The organism is Photobacterium swingsii (assembly GCF_024346715.1).
GTDB classification, from domain to species: domain Bacteria; phylum Pseudomonadota; class Gammaproteobacteria; order Enterobacterales; family Vibrionaceae; genus Photobacterium; species Photobacterium swingsii.
The window spans coordinates 1948607-1964289 of record NZ_AP024852.1 but is presented as its reverse complement, the minus strand read 5'-3'; the positions used below and the strand labels follow the sequence as shown (position 1 = coordinate 1964289).

General features: G+C 41.7%; 13 protein-coding genes. 7 read left to right on the top strand and 6 right to left on the bottom strand.

Annotated elements, in window-relative coordinates; genetic code table 11:
- Positions 1-109 precede the first annotated feature (109 nt).
- Positions 110-1819, top strand: coding sequence for an amidohydrolase (locus OCU77_RS09205; RefSeq protein WP_162845626.1), 1710 nt, complete (start codon positions 110-112; stop codon positions 1817-1819).
- A 70-nt stretch (positions 1820-1889) separates the two neighbouring features.
- Here the strand turns inward: OCU77_RS09205 and OCU77_RS09200 are convergent, their stop codons facing one another.
- From OCU77_RS09200 to potA, 5 genes are all read right to left on the bottom strand, one after another.
- Positions 1890-2933: an extracellular solute-binding protein gene (locus OCU77_RS09200; RefSeq protein WP_048898402.1), complete on the bottom strand. Its 1044-nt coding sequence runs from the start codon at positions 2931-2933 to the stop codon at positions 1890-1892.
- A gap of 230 nt (positions 2934-3163) precedes the next feature.
- The gene (locus OCU77_RS09195; RefSeq protein ID WP_048898401.1) at positions 3164-4195 is read right to left on the bottom strand and encodes an extracellular solute-binding protein; all 1032 of its coding nucleotides are present in this window, start codon (positions 4193-4195) and stop codon (positions 3164-3166) included.
- A gap of 127 nt (positions 4196-4322) precedes the next feature.
- Positions 4323-5093 (bottom strand): spermidine/putrescine ABC transporter permease PotC, encoded by a 771-nt coding sequence (gene potC / locus OCU77_RS09190; protein ID WP_048898400.1) that lies wholly within the window; start codon positions 5091-5093, stop codon positions 4323-4325.
- The gene (gene potB, locus OCU77_RS09185) at positions 5093-5950 is read right to left on the bottom strand and encodes a spermidine/putrescine ABC transporter permease PotB (protein ID WP_048898399.1); all 858 of its coding nucleotides are present in this window, start codon (positions 5948-5950) and stop codon (positions 5093-5095) included. Before potB ends, potC begins: the two co-directional genes overlap by 1 nt.
- Entirely contained in the window at positions 5934-7052 is a 1119-nt protein-coding gene (gene potA / locus OCU77_RS09180; protein WP_048898398.1) for a spermidine/putrescine ABC transporter ATP-binding protein PotA, read from the bottom strand. The genes potB and potA overlap by 17 nt, the downstream gene beginning before the upstream one ends.
- A gap of 370 nt (positions 7053-7422) precedes the next feature.
- On the opposite strand from potA, the gene OCU77_RS09175 reads away from it, so the two are divergent.
- From OCU77_RS09175 to pepT, 3 genes are all read left to right on the top strand, one after another.
- Positions 7423-8241, top strand: coding sequence for a hypothetical protein (locus tag OCU77_RS09175; protein WP_107302871.1), 819 nt, complete (start codon positions 7423-7425; stop codon positions 8239-8241).
- Positions 8242-8413: 172 nt separating this feature from the next.
- A complete protein-coding gene (locus OCU77_RS09170) occupies positions 8414-9073 on the top strand; it encodes a DUF2987 domain-containing protein (protein ID WP_048898397.1) in 660 nt (219 codons plus the stop codon).
- Between the two features lie 362 nt (positions 9074-9435).
- Positions 9436-10668, top strand: coding sequence for a peptidase T (gene pepT / locus OCU77_RS09165; protein ID WP_107302870.1), 1233 nt, complete (start codon positions 9436-9438; stop codon positions 10666-10668).
- A gap of 84 nt (positions 10669-10752) precedes the next feature.
- Here pepT and OCU77_RS09160 read toward each other — a convergent pair whose 3' ends face one another.
- A complete protein-coding gene (locus OCU77_RS09160; RefSeq protein WP_371701326.1) occupies positions 10753-11052 on the bottom strand; it encodes a hypothetical protein in 300 nt (99 codons plus the stop codon).
- Positions 11053-11344: 292 nt separating this feature from the next.
- Here OCU77_RS09160 and OCU77_RS09155 point away from each other — a divergent pair, with 292 nt between their 5' ends.
- The 3 genes from OCU77_RS09155 to OCU77_RS09145 all read left to right on the top strand — a co-directional run bounded on the left by OCU77_RS09155 (position 11345) and on the right by OCU77_RS09145 (position 15269).
- The gene (locus OCU77_RS09155) at positions 11345-12118 is read left to right on the top strand and encodes a TerC family protein (protein WP_048898395.1); all 774 of its coding nucleotides are present in this window, start codon (positions 11345-11347) and stop codon (positions 12116-12118) included.
- A 183-nt stretch (positions 12119-12301) separates the two neighbouring features.
- A complete protein-coding gene (locus OCU77_RS09150; RefSeq protein WP_048898394.1) occupies positions 12302-13402 on the top strand; it encodes a Fic family protein in 1101 nt (366 codons plus the stop codon).
- Between the two features lie 241 nt (positions 13403-13643).
- A complete protein-coding gene (locus OCU77_RS09145; protein WP_107302869.1) occupies positions 13644-15269 on the top strand; it encodes an NAD(P)/FAD-dependent oxidoreductase in 1626 nt (541 codons plus the stop codon).
- Positions 15270-15683: the final 414 nt, after the last annotated feature.

Genomic DNA, 15683 nt, shown 5'->3' with positions numbered 1-15683 from the left:
ATAATTAGCTATGAAGCCTTGAGTCAGTGACAGACTATTCAAGTCTATACTTTGAAAACGGCTCATACTTAAAGGTAGTTTTATGCTGAATGGATTAAGGGTTCTTGTAGTGAACTATATAACAGCCTTATTGTTAATATTGTTTTCTTTTTACTCTAATGCGGAAGTTATTATCGCAGATAAAGTATTGAAAAATGGAAGTATATATACGGTTAATACGGCATCTCCTTGGGCGCAGAGTGTTGCTATCAAAGACGACAAAATTATCTTTGTTGGTAGCGATAAAGATGTCGTGTCTGTCGTGGGTAAAACAACAGATGTGATCGACTTAAAAGGGAAGATGGTAATACCGGGGTTTATAGATAATCATATTCATCCTTTAGCCGGTTCATTAATTGCCAGTGGTAGCCGGTTGGAAACGGATGATAAAGCGGAGTTGATCGCTAAGATTAAGCAACACCTAGCTGAAAACCCTAAGCAGAGCCCTGTAATTAGTTATGGTTGGCGTATAAATGTTTTTCCTGAAACAGGGCCAACGAAAGAAGAGTTAGATGCAATTGAAAGTAACAGGCCTGTGTTCTTATGGGCGGTCGATGGCCACTCTGCTTGGGTAAACAGCAAAGCGCTCGAAGTGGCGGGGATTACGAAAGATACACCAGATACTCAGCCTCCATTTAGTTACTTTCAGCGCGATGAAAATGGGGAGCCTACAGGTTGGATTGTTGAAATACCGGCTCAGTTAGCTGTACTGTCTAAGTTAACCGATGTGAATACGGCTTACGTAGAAGCCGGATTTCGCAACTGGGTTACTAAGTTCTCCCAAGCAGGAATAACCACAGTTTTTGATGCTGGTATTCAAGGAGTATCTATAGATGAGGGACTTCAGCTGTATCAGAAGTTAGAGCAAGAAGGAAAACTCGGATTTAAAACCTGGACTTCATTTTATTGGAATGACCAAAATGTTGATCCAATCCCTGAGCTTAAACGGATTCATAAGGAATATAACTCCGACTTGGTTAAAGTGCTGCGTTTGAAAGTTAACGTTGATGGAGGGGATGATAAGCAAAATGCAGTATTCATTAAACCGTATAGTGATCGTGATGATGGTTGGAAAGGCGAGCCAATTCTTCCTGCCGAGGTGATAAACAAAGTCGTTACTGAAGCTGATGCCGCTGGGTTTGATGCGTATTGTCATTGTTTTGGTGATGGTGCAACGCGTTTGTTTTTGGATGCAGTTGAAATAGCCACCAAGAAGAATGAGCCAAGAGATCGTCGACACACTGCAAGTCATGTTAATTTCATTCATCCCGATGATTTACCGCGCTTTAAAGCATTAAATGTGATTGCGGATTTTCAAACCAATTGGGCGGCACGTGATGCATTGCTGCAAAATGTGACGCTGCGTCGGGTGGGAAAAGATCGTTTAAATTCGACTATTAACCCAAGGGCTGTGCTTGAAAACGGTGGTCGCATTGCTATTAGTTCGGATTGGCCTGTGGCGGGCTGGAGTGCAACTCATGAGCCATTAGTGACCATTCAGGTTGCCGTTACACGTCAGTTCATTCAGCCACCGCGTAAACCTCCACTTGGCGGGGAAAAGTTGCGGTTAACTTTAGATGAAGCGATTTATGCCCATACATTAGGTGCTGCATATTCTTTAGGGCAAGAAAAGAATGTTGGTTCGCTAGAAGTCGGTAAAGCCGCAGACCTAGTGGTACTAGAAAAGAATTTATTTGATGTTGATGTGTACGAAATAAGTAAAGTACCAGTACTGATGACGATCATGAATGGCGATATTTATCATCAGGATGGTCATTAATATCGTTACAATAAAAAACCAGCCTTATGCGGCTGGTTTTTTTATTTTTGAGTGAGCGGTAACGCTATGATTACTGACCCGCTTTTAGCTTTTGGTAGTATTCTTCGTAAAGCGTATTTGCTGTACCTACACTGTTTTGCCATTCACCAGCATCCATCACTTCTTGTGGTGGGTAGATGCTTGGATCGTTAACGAAATCTGCAGGTAGTTTGTCTTTAGCGGTTGCAACTGGTGTTGGGTAACCAATTTCAAGTGCAACTTTTGCTGCGTTTTCTGGACGAAGCAAGAAGTCGATCATTTTGTGTGCTGCTTCTGTGTGCTTCGCTTTTGCTGGAATTGCTAGGCTATCCATCCAGAAGATTGCACCTTCTTTTGGCCATACAATATCGATCTCAGCTCCTTCTTGGCGAGCCATGTAAGCAGAGCCATTCCATAGCATACCAAGTGATGTTTCACCCGCCATGTAAGGGTTAGCAGGGTAGTCTGAGTTGAACACTAATACGTTTGGCATCAGTTTTTTCAATTCTTCGTAAGCCGCTTTAATTTCAGCTGGATCTTGCGTGTTGGCAGAGTAACCAAGCTTACGCAGTGCGATGTGGAAGAACTCACGTGCGTCATCCATCATCATTAGCTGGCCTTCCCACTTAGAATCCCAGAAATCAGACCAGCCTTTAACTTCAGCTTTGTCCATCATTTCTGTATTCACACCGATACCTGTAGCCCCCCAAATGTATGGGATAGAGTAATCGTTACTTGGGTCAAAAGGCTTGTTTAGGAAATTTGGATCCAAATCTTTAAAGTGAGGCAGTTTACTGCGGTCGATTTTTTGCAGCATGCCTTCTTCACGCATCTTAGATACGTAATAAGTTGAAGGAACTACTAGGTCATAGCCTTCACCATGAGTTTTTAGTTTGGCGTACATCGTTTCGTTCGACTCGTAAGTCGAGTAGATAACTTTGATGCCAGTTTCTTTGGTGAATTGCTCAAGTACTTCACTTGGAATGTATTCAGACCAGTTGTAGAAGTAAAGCTCTTCGTCAGCAGCAACAGCAGTGTTTGCCATCATAGCCATAGCGCATACGCCACCTGCGACGAGGGAAGACCATTTTTTCATTGATATAACTCCAACTTATACAGTTTTAGGTGTTCTCGGACGGCGAAACCGTCTCTCCTTAGTGTAGATAAAATACGTAATAACGTGATACAGGAAAAGCGGGCGAATTATAGCAGAGGGTAATGATAAAAAGGTGATTAATCACATAAAAACAGTGCAGTATAAGAGCAACAGCGACAAAAAAGGCTTCCATATTTGGAAGCCTCAATTTAAAAAAGCAATATAGGAGGTTACTGACCCGCTTTAAGCTCTAAGAAGTAGTTCTCGTAGCGAATATTCATGTCACCAACAGAATCTTGCCACTCACCACGATCAAGGTCTGCTTGCGGTGGGAATAGAGTAGGGTCGTTCTTGTATTTCGCATTAGATTTCTCTACTGCAGTTAAGTAACCTGTTTCTTCTGAGATTTTTGCGGCTACATCAGGACGTAGTAGGAAGTCGATCATCTTGTGTGCAGCTTCAACGTTTTTCGCGTTTTTAGCAATTGCTAAGCTATCAACCCAGAAGATGCCGCCTTCTTTCGGCCAGATTAACTTGATCGGTAAGCCTTCTTTTTGTGCTGCTGCTGCAGAACCATTCCAAAGCATGCCTAAGCCAACTTCACCAGCAAGGTAAGGGGCTGCAGGGTTATCAGAGTTGAAAACCAATACGTTTGGCATTAGTTTCTCTAGCTCTTTTTTCGCTTCATCGATTTGTTTTGGATCGGTCGTGTTACCTGAGTAGCCCAGTTTACGTAATGCGATGTGGAATACTTCACGCGTATCGTCCATCAGCATTAGTTGACCTTTTAGTTCAGGGTTCCACAGATCAGCCCAGCTATCGAAATCTTCTGGAGCGTACATATCTGTGTTAACCGCTAAACCTGTCATCGCGATAACGTGTGGGATAGAGTAGTCGTTATTCGGATCAAAAGGTTTGTCTAAGTAGTTTTTATCGAGTTCTTGGAAGTTAGATAACTTCGATTTATCGATCTTCTGTAACATGCCTTCGTCGCGCATTTTTGCAACGAAGTAAGTTGATGGTACAACTAAATCGTAACCTTGTGGGTGTGCACGTAGTTTAGCGTACATTGTCTCATTCGATTCGTAAGTCGAATAAATCACTTTAATGCCTGTTTCTTTAGTGAACTGTTCACGTAGTTCAGTTGAGATATACGGACCCCAGTTCATAAAGACAAGTTCCTGATCTGCAGCTGTTGCCATGTTAGAGAACAAAGCAGCAGCACACGCAGTGCCGGCTAGAAAAGCGGACAATTTTTTCATGTTTGTATCAACTCCAAAACCTCAATGAGGTGTTAATAAAAAACAAGTGGCTCATAACGAATTATGAAGCCACTTGCATTTGCTTGGCTAACGCCAAATTTAAAACGGTTGTCTTAGAATAGACGAATTACTTTACTTTCTCTCTTGCCAGCAGCTGCGAACAGACCACAAGGAAAAGAGAAACAATCAGCATTACGGTTGCTAGCGCGTTAACTTCTGGCGAAATACCCACTTTAACCATAGAGTAGATCTTCAATGGTAAAATTTCGTACGTCGGCCCTGTCACAAATGAACTCACAATCACGTCATCAAGTGATAGGGTGAAGCTTAGTAACCAGCCACCAGCGATTGCAGGTTTTGCTAGCGGTAGGATAATTTTGCTTAAAATTACCCACTCACTTGCACCTAAATCACGTGCAGCTTCCAGCATTTTTACATCAAAGCCATTTAAGCGGCTATATACTGTTACCACAACGAAGGGTAGACAGAATGTAATATGGGCTAGTAACAAGGTGAGGAAGCCTAGTTCTGCACCCAATAGCAAAAATAGCGCAAGTAGCGAGATAGCCATGACAATGTCAGGTGACATCATGACGATGAACAGCATACCGTTAACAAACTTTTTGCCATGGAATTGGTAACGGTACAAAGCGACTGCCGTTAAACTACCAATTAGTGCGGCTGCAGTTGCTGAAAACACTGCGATGTTGATCGAGTGCCAAGCTGCCTGCATTAGGCTGTCATTCGTAACTAATTGCTCATACCATTTAGTGGTAAAGCCGCCCCATTTCATACCAAATTTGCTGGCATTAAATGAGTTAACAATCAGGATAATGATTGGCATATACAAAAATGCGTATACCAATGTCATAAAACTGAATTTAACAGAACGTCCCATTATTCCAGCTCCACTTTACGGTTTAGCAGTTTGCCTGCACGGTAGTAGGCATAAAGCATAATTGCCATCGCAGTTGTAAGTGCAATACTTGTCGCGGAACCAAACGGCCAATCACGCGCATTAAGAACCTGACTCTTGATAACATTACCAATCAGTAGGTTCTTCGCACCACCCAGTAAATCAGACACGTAGAACATGCCTAATGCTGGTAGCAGCACAAGTAAGCAGCCTGCAATCACGCCAGGCATGGTTAGTGGAATAATCACTTTAACAAACGTCTGTAGCTTGCTTGCACCTAAGTCGCGCGCTGCTTCAATGTAAGTGTTATCAAGCTTCTCAATCGCAGAGTAAAGCGGTAACACCATGAATGGCAGCAGAATGTAAACAAGGCCAACCATTACGGCATACTCGGTGTACATAATGCGTAGCGGTTTATCAATAATGTCGAGGTAGAGTAGGGTGTTGTTAAACACGCCACGGGTACCTAGCATGATTTTTAGACCGTAAGTACGAATTAGCGAGTTTGTCCAAAACGGTACAATCACCAAAAACAACATAAATGGACGCCATTTTTCAGGCATCTTCGCAATCACATAGGCAAACGGGTAACCAATAAGCAAACACAAGAGTGTTGCTATGATTGCCATGTAGAACGAGTGCCACATTACTTTTGCGTAAAGTGGATCGAACAGGCGGATATAGTTATCCAGCGTGAACGTCATCTCGATCAGGTTTGCTTCGGAACGAGTTAAAAAACTGGTGCCGATAATCATCAAGTTTGGGATGAAAACAAACAATAACAGCCATGAAACGATGACTGTAATGATGATATTTTGGAGATTAAGCTTCTTGTTCATCAGCCAATACCACTTCCCAGCTTTCAACCCAGGTAATAGCGACTTTTTGATCCAGAGAGTGATCTACATCAGGATCATCTTCGTTGAAGAATTCGCTAACCATAACTGACTTACCTGATTCAAGTTCTAAAACAGAATCAAGAGTCATACCCTTGTAAGTACGCTCACGGACATAGCCAATAATGCCGTTGGCTTGGTCACCGTTGTTCAGCTCTTCAATACGAATATCTTCAGGGCGGAGCAATACTTTCACTTTATCACCAGCTTGAACATCAAGATCACAGTGAACCAGTGAATCACGGCCTTCAACGTTTGCTCTAATGCGTTTTTCATCAAGACGTTCGATAACAGTGGCATCGAAGACGTTGATTTCACCAATGAAACGAGCAACAAACAAGTTCTTCGGTTCTTCGTAAATCTCACGTGGCGAACCATCTTGTTCAATGTGACCATCTCGCATAACGATAATACGGTCAGACATTGATAGCGCTTCTTCTTGATCGTGCGTAACAAAAATGAATGTAATCCCCAACTTACGTTGAAGTTGTTTTAATTCAATTTGCATCTGCTTACGCAGTTTGTAATCAAGTGCTGATAATGATTCATCAAGCAGGAGCACTTTAGGTTTATTTACGACTGCACGGGCAATGGCAACACGTTGTTGTTGGCCACCAGAAAGTTGGTGTGGCTTACGTGGTGCAAATTTGTCTAGCTGAACCATACGCAATGCTTCCATTACACGTGGTTCGATATCGCTTTCTGCCACTTTCTGCATACGCAAACCGAACGCAACATTTTCAAACACTGTCATGTGCGGGAAAAGTGCATAACTTTGGAATACTGTATTTACATGGCGTTGTTCGGCTGGGATCGCGGTAACATCACTATCAGCAAGAATAATCTGACCATTGTCAGCATTCTCAAATCCAGCAATTAAACGAAGTACCGTGGTTTTACCACAGCCTGAAGGTCCAAGAATGGTAAGAAATTCACCATCATTTACGTTCAGGTCTAAATCCGCGATGATTTGTTTGCCGTCGAAACTCTTACATAGATTCTTAAGTTGAATCACGGGTTTCTTTGAAGTGTGTGCAGCGTTCAATTCTACGTTATCTCCACCTTGGAACTTATGGGGAAGTCCCTAATATTTAGGCTAAAATTCAGGAGGCGCATAATAGACCCCCCGCCCAGCAATTTAAAGCGTTTTTTGCGTAAATTTATGAGAAAAATGTTTCCATTTAAAAGTGACTGATTAATAAAGGTTATTTCCATCTTCAAGATGGCGAATTATCACTATCTATCCACCATTTTGTACAATAAATGAATACAGGTTACATAAACCGTCAACCTTGTTATTATCGGCGAATAATTGAACAATACAAACGAAGTTAACCAACTTTTTATGGCCTTTGGGTGCTTTAGGCGCTTTGGGTGCGTACAATAATGCTCCCTGATGAAAAATGTGATCGGTTATGAGTGATAAAATAAAGAAAAACTTCCACCTTGGTGGCTCAATAGAAAAAGCCTTAAAAGGGGAGGCTGATTTACAAGCAGTGAGTGTGCTCCAAGAAGCATGGAAAATCACCGCACGACATTTTTTGACTTTTTTGCCGGCTATTATCGGGTTGTTTTTAGCACAAGTCGCGTTGCTGATGCTTGGCCTACAGGTGCAATTGGGTAGTCCTGCTGTTTTTTTTGACACCTTTACTAATGGTCAGGAAATGACAGCAGAAATTATTCAAGCTGGCTACATCTCCAATTTCTGGTCAGATGTTCTAAGCGCACCCTTGTATGTCGGTGTAAGTTTGATGGCGTTAAACCACGCAGTTGGCTTACCATCGAAGCCTAGTCATTTAGTGAAGGGGTTCCCATTCGCTATTGTATCTATCATTACTATGTTGCTGACATCGTCAATCCAAGGGATAGGTAATACGCTATTCCCATTAATTGGCTTATTCATGTCGATGGCTTTTGGTATGGCTATTATCTTGGTTTGTGAAAAGCGCACGCCGCCACTCAAAGCTATTCAGTATTCTTTAATGGCAACCATCCGCAAGTTAATGCCGATTACGGCCATTTACCTTGTGGTAATGATCATGTTTATGATCTCGTTTGCAACCGCTGGTCTTGGACTGTTATGGACAATTCCCTTCTTCTTTAACGTGAAAGGAATTATCTATCGCAACTTGTTTGGTATAACGCTACAAGTAACATCTGTCGCGAAGAAAGAGAATGCGAACGATGATGATCAGACTCCACCAAGCGTTAAAGGTGATGTGTTTAATGCTTAAGCTGCGTTGTTAACGCGGTAACCCATGAAGCCTCATCCATGATGAGGCTTTTTTGTGCTCATAGTACGCCTGTATTATCGGGTTTAGTCACGCTTTTATACCTAAGTCACTGCTACCTCAGACAAGAGTGGTATTGTGTGAGCTGAATTATCTTAAGGAGCCAAGTAAAAGGATGAAGGTAAGCCATTGGCTATTAGCGGGTATGTGCGCATCAACGCTATTCATGTCTCAAGCCGCAACCGCGAAAAATATAGAGCTACGCTACAGTGCATTACACGGTAAGCTCAAGCAGAACATCAAAGAAGGGCACGATGATGTCCGTATCGCTTTGTACTTGGTCAATCAAGCGACAGGTAAGGTTTGTGATGTTAAAAAAGGCTGGATGCAAAAAGAAGAGCACTACGAAGAACTAGTTATCCCTGAAAGCAATGAGCTTGTTGTTCCTGTAGATAAAAACCTTCGACAGGCAAACCCTGACGTTACCTTTGTGATTGATGATGGCATCACTTGTGATATGTCGATGCAAGTGATTGCGAATACACAATTTGATGACACGATCAGCAAGAGTGATATCGAAAAACTCGTACCGCAAATGAATAACATGATGTCGGATCTCGGCGGTATGTTCTCATCCTGGTTTATGCCAAGTGTTGAAGGTGTGGTGGTGCATTTTTCCGATGTGGCAAACAAACGAATTGTGACCAATAAAGATAATGCTTACACCATTAAAGATAACAAGTTAGTGCTTCAACTTAGCCAATTGAAAGATAACGAACAGGTTAGGCTACCCTCAGCACCAACTAAAATAACACCTTGGCTTCCTGCGCAATAAGCAAATATATAGGGCTTTCACTGAAAGCCCTTTTTTGTATTAATACGTTGTCTCATTAAATATAAGTGTTTTTCGCAGTAAAAAGGTGCTCTTGTCGTGGCGGATTTAAGCTTAATTTATTGCGAGTCCCCCTAAAAAGTGGTCGCAGTCATAAAAAATGTGAATTTTTATGTGGGTGTTTATGCAGCTTAAAGTGTTATAACATATTAATGAATAAGCACTTTTTATTTAAAGTGTGCTCTGTGTTTAACTTTTGCAGCTTTTTTTTATATAAAACTGACACATCTCAATGTTCATATTTGCTTAAGTTTTAGTATGGTCACTTCGAATTCTGATACATATTGAAACAATAAGAGCGGGACATGGATAAATTAATTGAGCGTTTTTTACGATACGTTAGCTTTGAAACTCAATCTAACCCTTCAGTTGCGCACTGCCCAAGCACGGCTTGCCAATTAGTGCTTGCTGAGCAATTAAAGCGTGAGCTAGAAGAACTAGAGCTTTGCGATGTAACCTTAGACGAACACGGTTACTTAATGGCACGCTTACCATCAAATGTTGATTTCCCAGTGCCAGCAATTGGCTTTATTGCCCATATGGATACAGCACCTGATGCATCAGGTAAAGATGTTAAACCTCAGATCGTAGAAAACTACATCGGTGGTGACATTGCATTAGGTATAGGCGACGAAGTACTTTCTCCAATTCAATACCCAGACCTCAATAAGTTACATGGTCACAATATTATCACTACTGATGGTACTACGCTTCTTGGTGCTGATAATAAAGCAGGTGTAGCGGAGATCATTACTGCGATTGCACACTTAAAAGCAAACCCAGAGATTAAACATGGTGATATCTGCATTGGCTTTACGCCAGATGAAGAAATTGGCCGTGGTGCGAATTTGTTTGATGTTGAAAAATTTAATGCTGAATGGGCATACACAATTGATGGTGGTCCAATCGGTGAGCTTGAATATGAAAACTTTAATGCGACCTCTGCGGATGTGATTTGTCACGGTGTTAACGTTCACCCTGGTACGGCAAAAGGCAAAATGGTTAATGCGATGAACATCGCAGCGCAATTCCAGCTAATGATGCCTGCAGAAGAAACGCCTGAGTGCACTGAAGGTTACGAAGGCTTCTATCACTTAAAATCAATGGAGCCTGCTGTTGCGAAAACTGAGCTTGGCTACATTATTCGTGATTTTGATCGTCAGGGTCTAGAGCAGCGCAAAGCCTTCATGCAGCAAAAAGTGGATGAGCTAAACAGCCGTTTAACAAAAGGCCGCGTTGAACTGAAATTAACAGATAGCTACTACAATATGCGCGAAATGGTTGAGCCACATCCGCACATTATCGAATATGCAAAAGAAGCGATGATTGCGTGCGATGTGCAGCCTGACATTAAACCTATTCGCGGTGGTACCGATGGTGCACGTCTGTCATTTAAAGGCTTACCTTGCCCGAATATCTTTACTGGCGGCTATAACTTCCATGGTATCCATGAATTTATTACTGTGGAAGGCATGGAATTGGCCGTTAAAGTGATTGTTAAACTGGCGGAAACAACAGCTAGCAAATACAGCAAGTAATTATCAGTATTGCTCCATTCAAAAACGTATTTAGGGTGGGGCGAATGCATAAAAAAAAGAGAGCTTTATAAGCTCTCTTTTTTATTATTTTTTTAGCTCGTTTTCAGAAATCTTCGCTAAATCTTCTATCTCTTGGTGTTTACCCAAGCCATCGACAACCCAGTCATTAAGGTGCTTTAAAATTGCAGTGACAGCCTGCTTTTTCGTGCCATGCTCACCTGCATCAATATCTAGCTGCTCTTTAGCATGTAAACCCGTTTGGTCTTCAGCAATGTGCAGCCATTCAGGGTGCCAATAGTAGCTATGACCATCTTGAGTCATCCAGTTGTGAACGCCGCTGCTTTCACCTTTGTAATCTAAATCGTGTGCTTTATATGTCATGATAATCCCTTGAAAGAATGCATATTACCTTATGATTATAGATAAGTTTCTCATTGTAATATGAAACGCACTTAACAGATTACAAATAAATTTGAACTCAGAGAAAGTAAATACTGGCTCGTAACCGTGTGTTCAACGCCTTTGCGAAGTTACAAATGGTTACACTTATCAGATTGCTGAATTTATCAGTAAGTGGATAAATACAGCCTCATTCTAACAAAAGGTTAAATACATATATGGACGACCCCTCGAGTCGCTCACCCCTTAGCAACTCCAGCTCTTTGGAGTACGCAACATGCTAGAACTTTTCCTTCAACCTGAATCACTAGTTATATTGGCGACTTTATTTACCTTAGAGGTAGTATTAGGCGTTGATAACGTAGTGTTTATCTCTGTTTTATGTGAACGTTTGCCTGCGCATCAGCGTAAATTAGCGCGTACTCTCGGTATCGCTTTGGCCGTTATAGCTCGCATTGGTTTAGTGTTCTCTATCAGCTGGGTTATGTCACTGACCGCACCATTATTTACAGTGATGAATAGCGCCTTTACTGGTCGCGATTTGATCATGATTTTAGGTGGCGCATTCTTGTTAGCAAAAAGCTTAAAAGAACTGTGGATGTGGTTAACACAAGATGAGACTCACACTGCAAGCACGGTTCGCGCTGGTATTGCCTTAGTCTTATTGCAAATAGTCGCTGTTGATGCTGTTTTCTCGATGGACTCAGTGATCACTGCAGTTGGTATGACTGATGAAGTACCCTTGATGATTGCTGCGATACTCGCGTCTGCAGTTGTCATGGTGCTATGTGCAGAGAAAATTAACGACTGTGTGACCCGTTACCCTGGGTTTAAAACATTGGCATTATTATTCTTAGTATTGCTTGGTGGTTTGTTAATGGCTGAAGGCTTTGCAATTCATGTTAACAAAGGGTATGTGTATTTCGCGATGGCGTTTGGTTTGATTATGGAAGGCTGCCATATTTTATTAAAACGTAAACGCAAAGCGGTGATTAGCCGTTTGTACCCTCAGCATTCAGGTTGGGCGGTAAAAGCGCGAATTGCGCGGTAACCACATACTGTAGTGTTGAGATGAGAAAAGGCAGAACTTAGGTTCTGCCTTTTTTGTAGAACAAAACCCTATATGATTCGAAAAACACATCTATTTGCTTCATCTTTTGATTTGAATGTGGCTTTCATTTGAATCATACTGTGATTTGAATGTGGGGTTTAATTGCATCATTGAGGTAAAAATATGTGGATATGGCAGCAAGAAAAATGGCCAAGCTTTACTTGGTGTGAGCCTCAGTTAGCTTCGCTATTACGTGATGTCCGCTTTAATCAAGGCATGTTGCTGGGAAAGGTGTTAGCTAAAGGTGAGGATGAACAACAAGCCATGCTTGATACGCTACTGGCAAATATCATTCATTCTAGTGCCATTGAAGGTGAGAAGCTGAATGCGTTTTCTGTTCGTTCATCATTGGCCAATAAATTGGGCGTAACAGAAGACAAACCTTACCCAACCTCAGAGCAAAGTGATGGTCTTGCTGAGATCATGCTAGATGCGGTCAATAATCTTGATTCGGCATTAACACTTGAACGAATTCTTGATTGGCATCGCTTATTGTTCCCTGAAGGCTATACCATGTTTAACCCAGTCGCAGGGGGCAAGCTACGCGGCGATGCACCTATGCAGGTTGTCTCTGGGCGTATTGATAGGCCAGTGATTCATTTTGAAGCACCAGGGCGACATCAGCTTGAACAAGAACTTGAACAATTTATCACTTGGTTTAATCAATCACGTGACAACGTCACGTTAGATCCGTTAATCCGAGCGGCGATCACCCACCTTTGGTTTGTTACTATCCACCCTATGGACGATGGTAATGGCCGTATTACGCGTTTACTTACCGATTTGGCGTTGGCACAAGCAGAGCAACAATCGGTACGCTTTTATGCTATGTCGGTGAGTATTTTGGCAAGGCGAAAATCGTATTACGAAATATTAGAGCAGACTCAAAAGGGTGATTTGGACATAACGGGTTGGTTAACTTGGTTCTTAGAAACCTTAAATCACACGTTCTGCGATGTACTGGCTGAGATAGAACAAACCGTAGCAAAAACCAATTTCTGGCGGCGTATCGATCAGACCCAATTAACAGCTGAGCAGATGAAAGTAATGAACCGAATGCTAGATGGTGATTTTGATATTGGTATTAATGCCAGCCAATACGCCAAAGTAGCCAAGGTGAGCCGTCCTACTGCAACTCGTCACCTTGCGGCGTTAGTTAAACAGGGCTGTTTACAGAAAACGGATGCTGGCGGTCGAAGCACACGGTATATCGTCAATTTTTAAGCTACCTCAAATAATGTCATCGTAAATGTCGCTTTGTTGCTTGTGAGGGCGTTAATGCACAATAAATAGTCTAAACCTGTGGCGTACGCTACTTTATAGGCCGGGTAGGAGGTGATCATCGATGTTATACAAAGCTGGAACAACACTATGTGGTTAATTCGTCAAATAATGTTGATTACATTTTTTATATAGATCACGTAAACTACGCGCTCATTTTTTTCGTCCATATATCAGGTAAATTATGATACGTCTCAACCAAGTGAAATTACCGCTGGATCACGGTGAAAACGCATTACAAGATTATGTTTTAAAAGCACTGTCAATATCTGAACAGCAACTGGTTGATATTCATGTATTTAGACGTGGTTATGACGCACGCAAGAAAAGCCAAATCTTCTTAATTTACACTTTAGATATTACGCTAAAAAATGTTGATGAAGAGTCACTGCTAGCAAATTTTGATAACGATCCAAACGTGCGCCAATCACCAGACACTGAATACAAATATGTTGCTAGTGCGCCGAGTGATTTAACAGAGCGCCCTGTCGTGATCGGCATGGGCCCTTGTGGCATATTTGTAGCGTTAATTCTAGCTCAAATGGGCTTTAAACCAATTCTGTTAGAACGCGGTAAATCAGTACATGAACGTGCTAAAGATACATTCCGTTTTTGGCGTACTAGCAAATTAAATACTGAATCGAATGTTCAATTTGGTGAAGGTGGTGCAGGTACGTTTTCTGACGGCAAGCTCTATAGCCAAGTAAAAGATCCAGGTTTCCTTGGTCTTAAAGTTAAACAAGAGTTTGTTCTTGCAGGTGCGCCTTCTGAAATTATTTACGTTAGTAAACCGCACATTGGTACTTACAAATTAGTAACCATGGTTGAGAAAATTCGCTCTAAGATCATTGAACTTGGCGGCGAGATTCGTTTCGAAACACGTGTTGAAGAGATCAATATCGAAGAAGTAAATGGCGAGCGTCAGGTTGTAGGTGTAACGCTTAACGGTGGCGAAGTGATTAACAGTAAACATGTTGTTGCTGCAATTGGCCATAGTGCGCGTGATACTTTCCAAATGCTGCATGATAAAGGTGTACATCTGGAAGCACAGTCTTTCTCTATTGGTTTCCGAGTTGAACACAAACAAGAGATGATTGACCAAGCGCGTTTTGGTAAAAATGCGGGCCACCCAATTTTAGGTGCTGCAGATTACAAACTTGTGCATCACTGCAAAAACGGTCGCTCTGTATATAGCTTCTGTATGTGCCCAGGTGGTGTTGTGGTTGCTGCAACGTCGGAAGAGCATGCGGTTGTAACCAATGGTATGAGCCAATACTCTCGTAGCGAACGTAATGCGAACAGTGCGATTGTAGTTGGTATTTCTCCTGAAGATTTCAATAACGATCCGCTACAAGGTGTAGAGCTTCAGCGTAAGCTAGAGCGCAATGCTTATGTCATGGGTGGAAGCAACTACGATGCGCCTGCACAAATGGTTGGTGATTTCTTAGCTGCTGGTAAAGGCAAGCCTTTTGAAGCGGTTGAGCCATCTTACAAGCCGAATGTTAAAATGACAGACCTAAGTGATGCATTACCTGATTTTGCTATCGATGCAATTCGTGAAGCACTTCCTGCATTTGCTAAGAAGATTCGCGGCTTTGATAGTAAAGATGCAATGCTAACGGGTGTTGAAACTCGTACATCATCACCTGTCCAAATTAAACGTGGTGCTGATTTCCAAAGTATTAACACACAAGGCTTATACCCTGGTGGTGAAGGTGCAGGTTATGCAGGCGGTATTTTGTCTGCAGGTATTGATGGCATCAAAATCGCTGAAGCGGTTGCGCTTGATATGCTAAAAAAACACAGCTAACGTCGTACCTCGCAAGGCGAGTATCGCTGTAACATTAAAAAAGCCGCTAATTTTAGCGGCTTTTTTACGTTTTGGTTTTTAGTGACCTTATCCTTCGAGGTTGATAGTCATTCGCTTTGAATGCGGCATACATAGGAAGTTTCGTTGTCATTGTGTAAGTTATTTATAAAATGAAAAACACACTTCGTTTGGGAAGAGGGGGATCTGATTGTTTGTGACTCTATTTCATTAATATGTATTTGGGTTGATCTAGTGTTTCTATTTTTTGAGTAGCTTAAGATGAAACGTTAACCTTATTAAATTAATTTTAGAATTATGCGTCGCTTTCATAATTCATGCGTGATTTATAAATTGTGATTATTTACATAAATATAAATAGCTAAATTTATAAATAAAAACGCAATCTTATTGGAA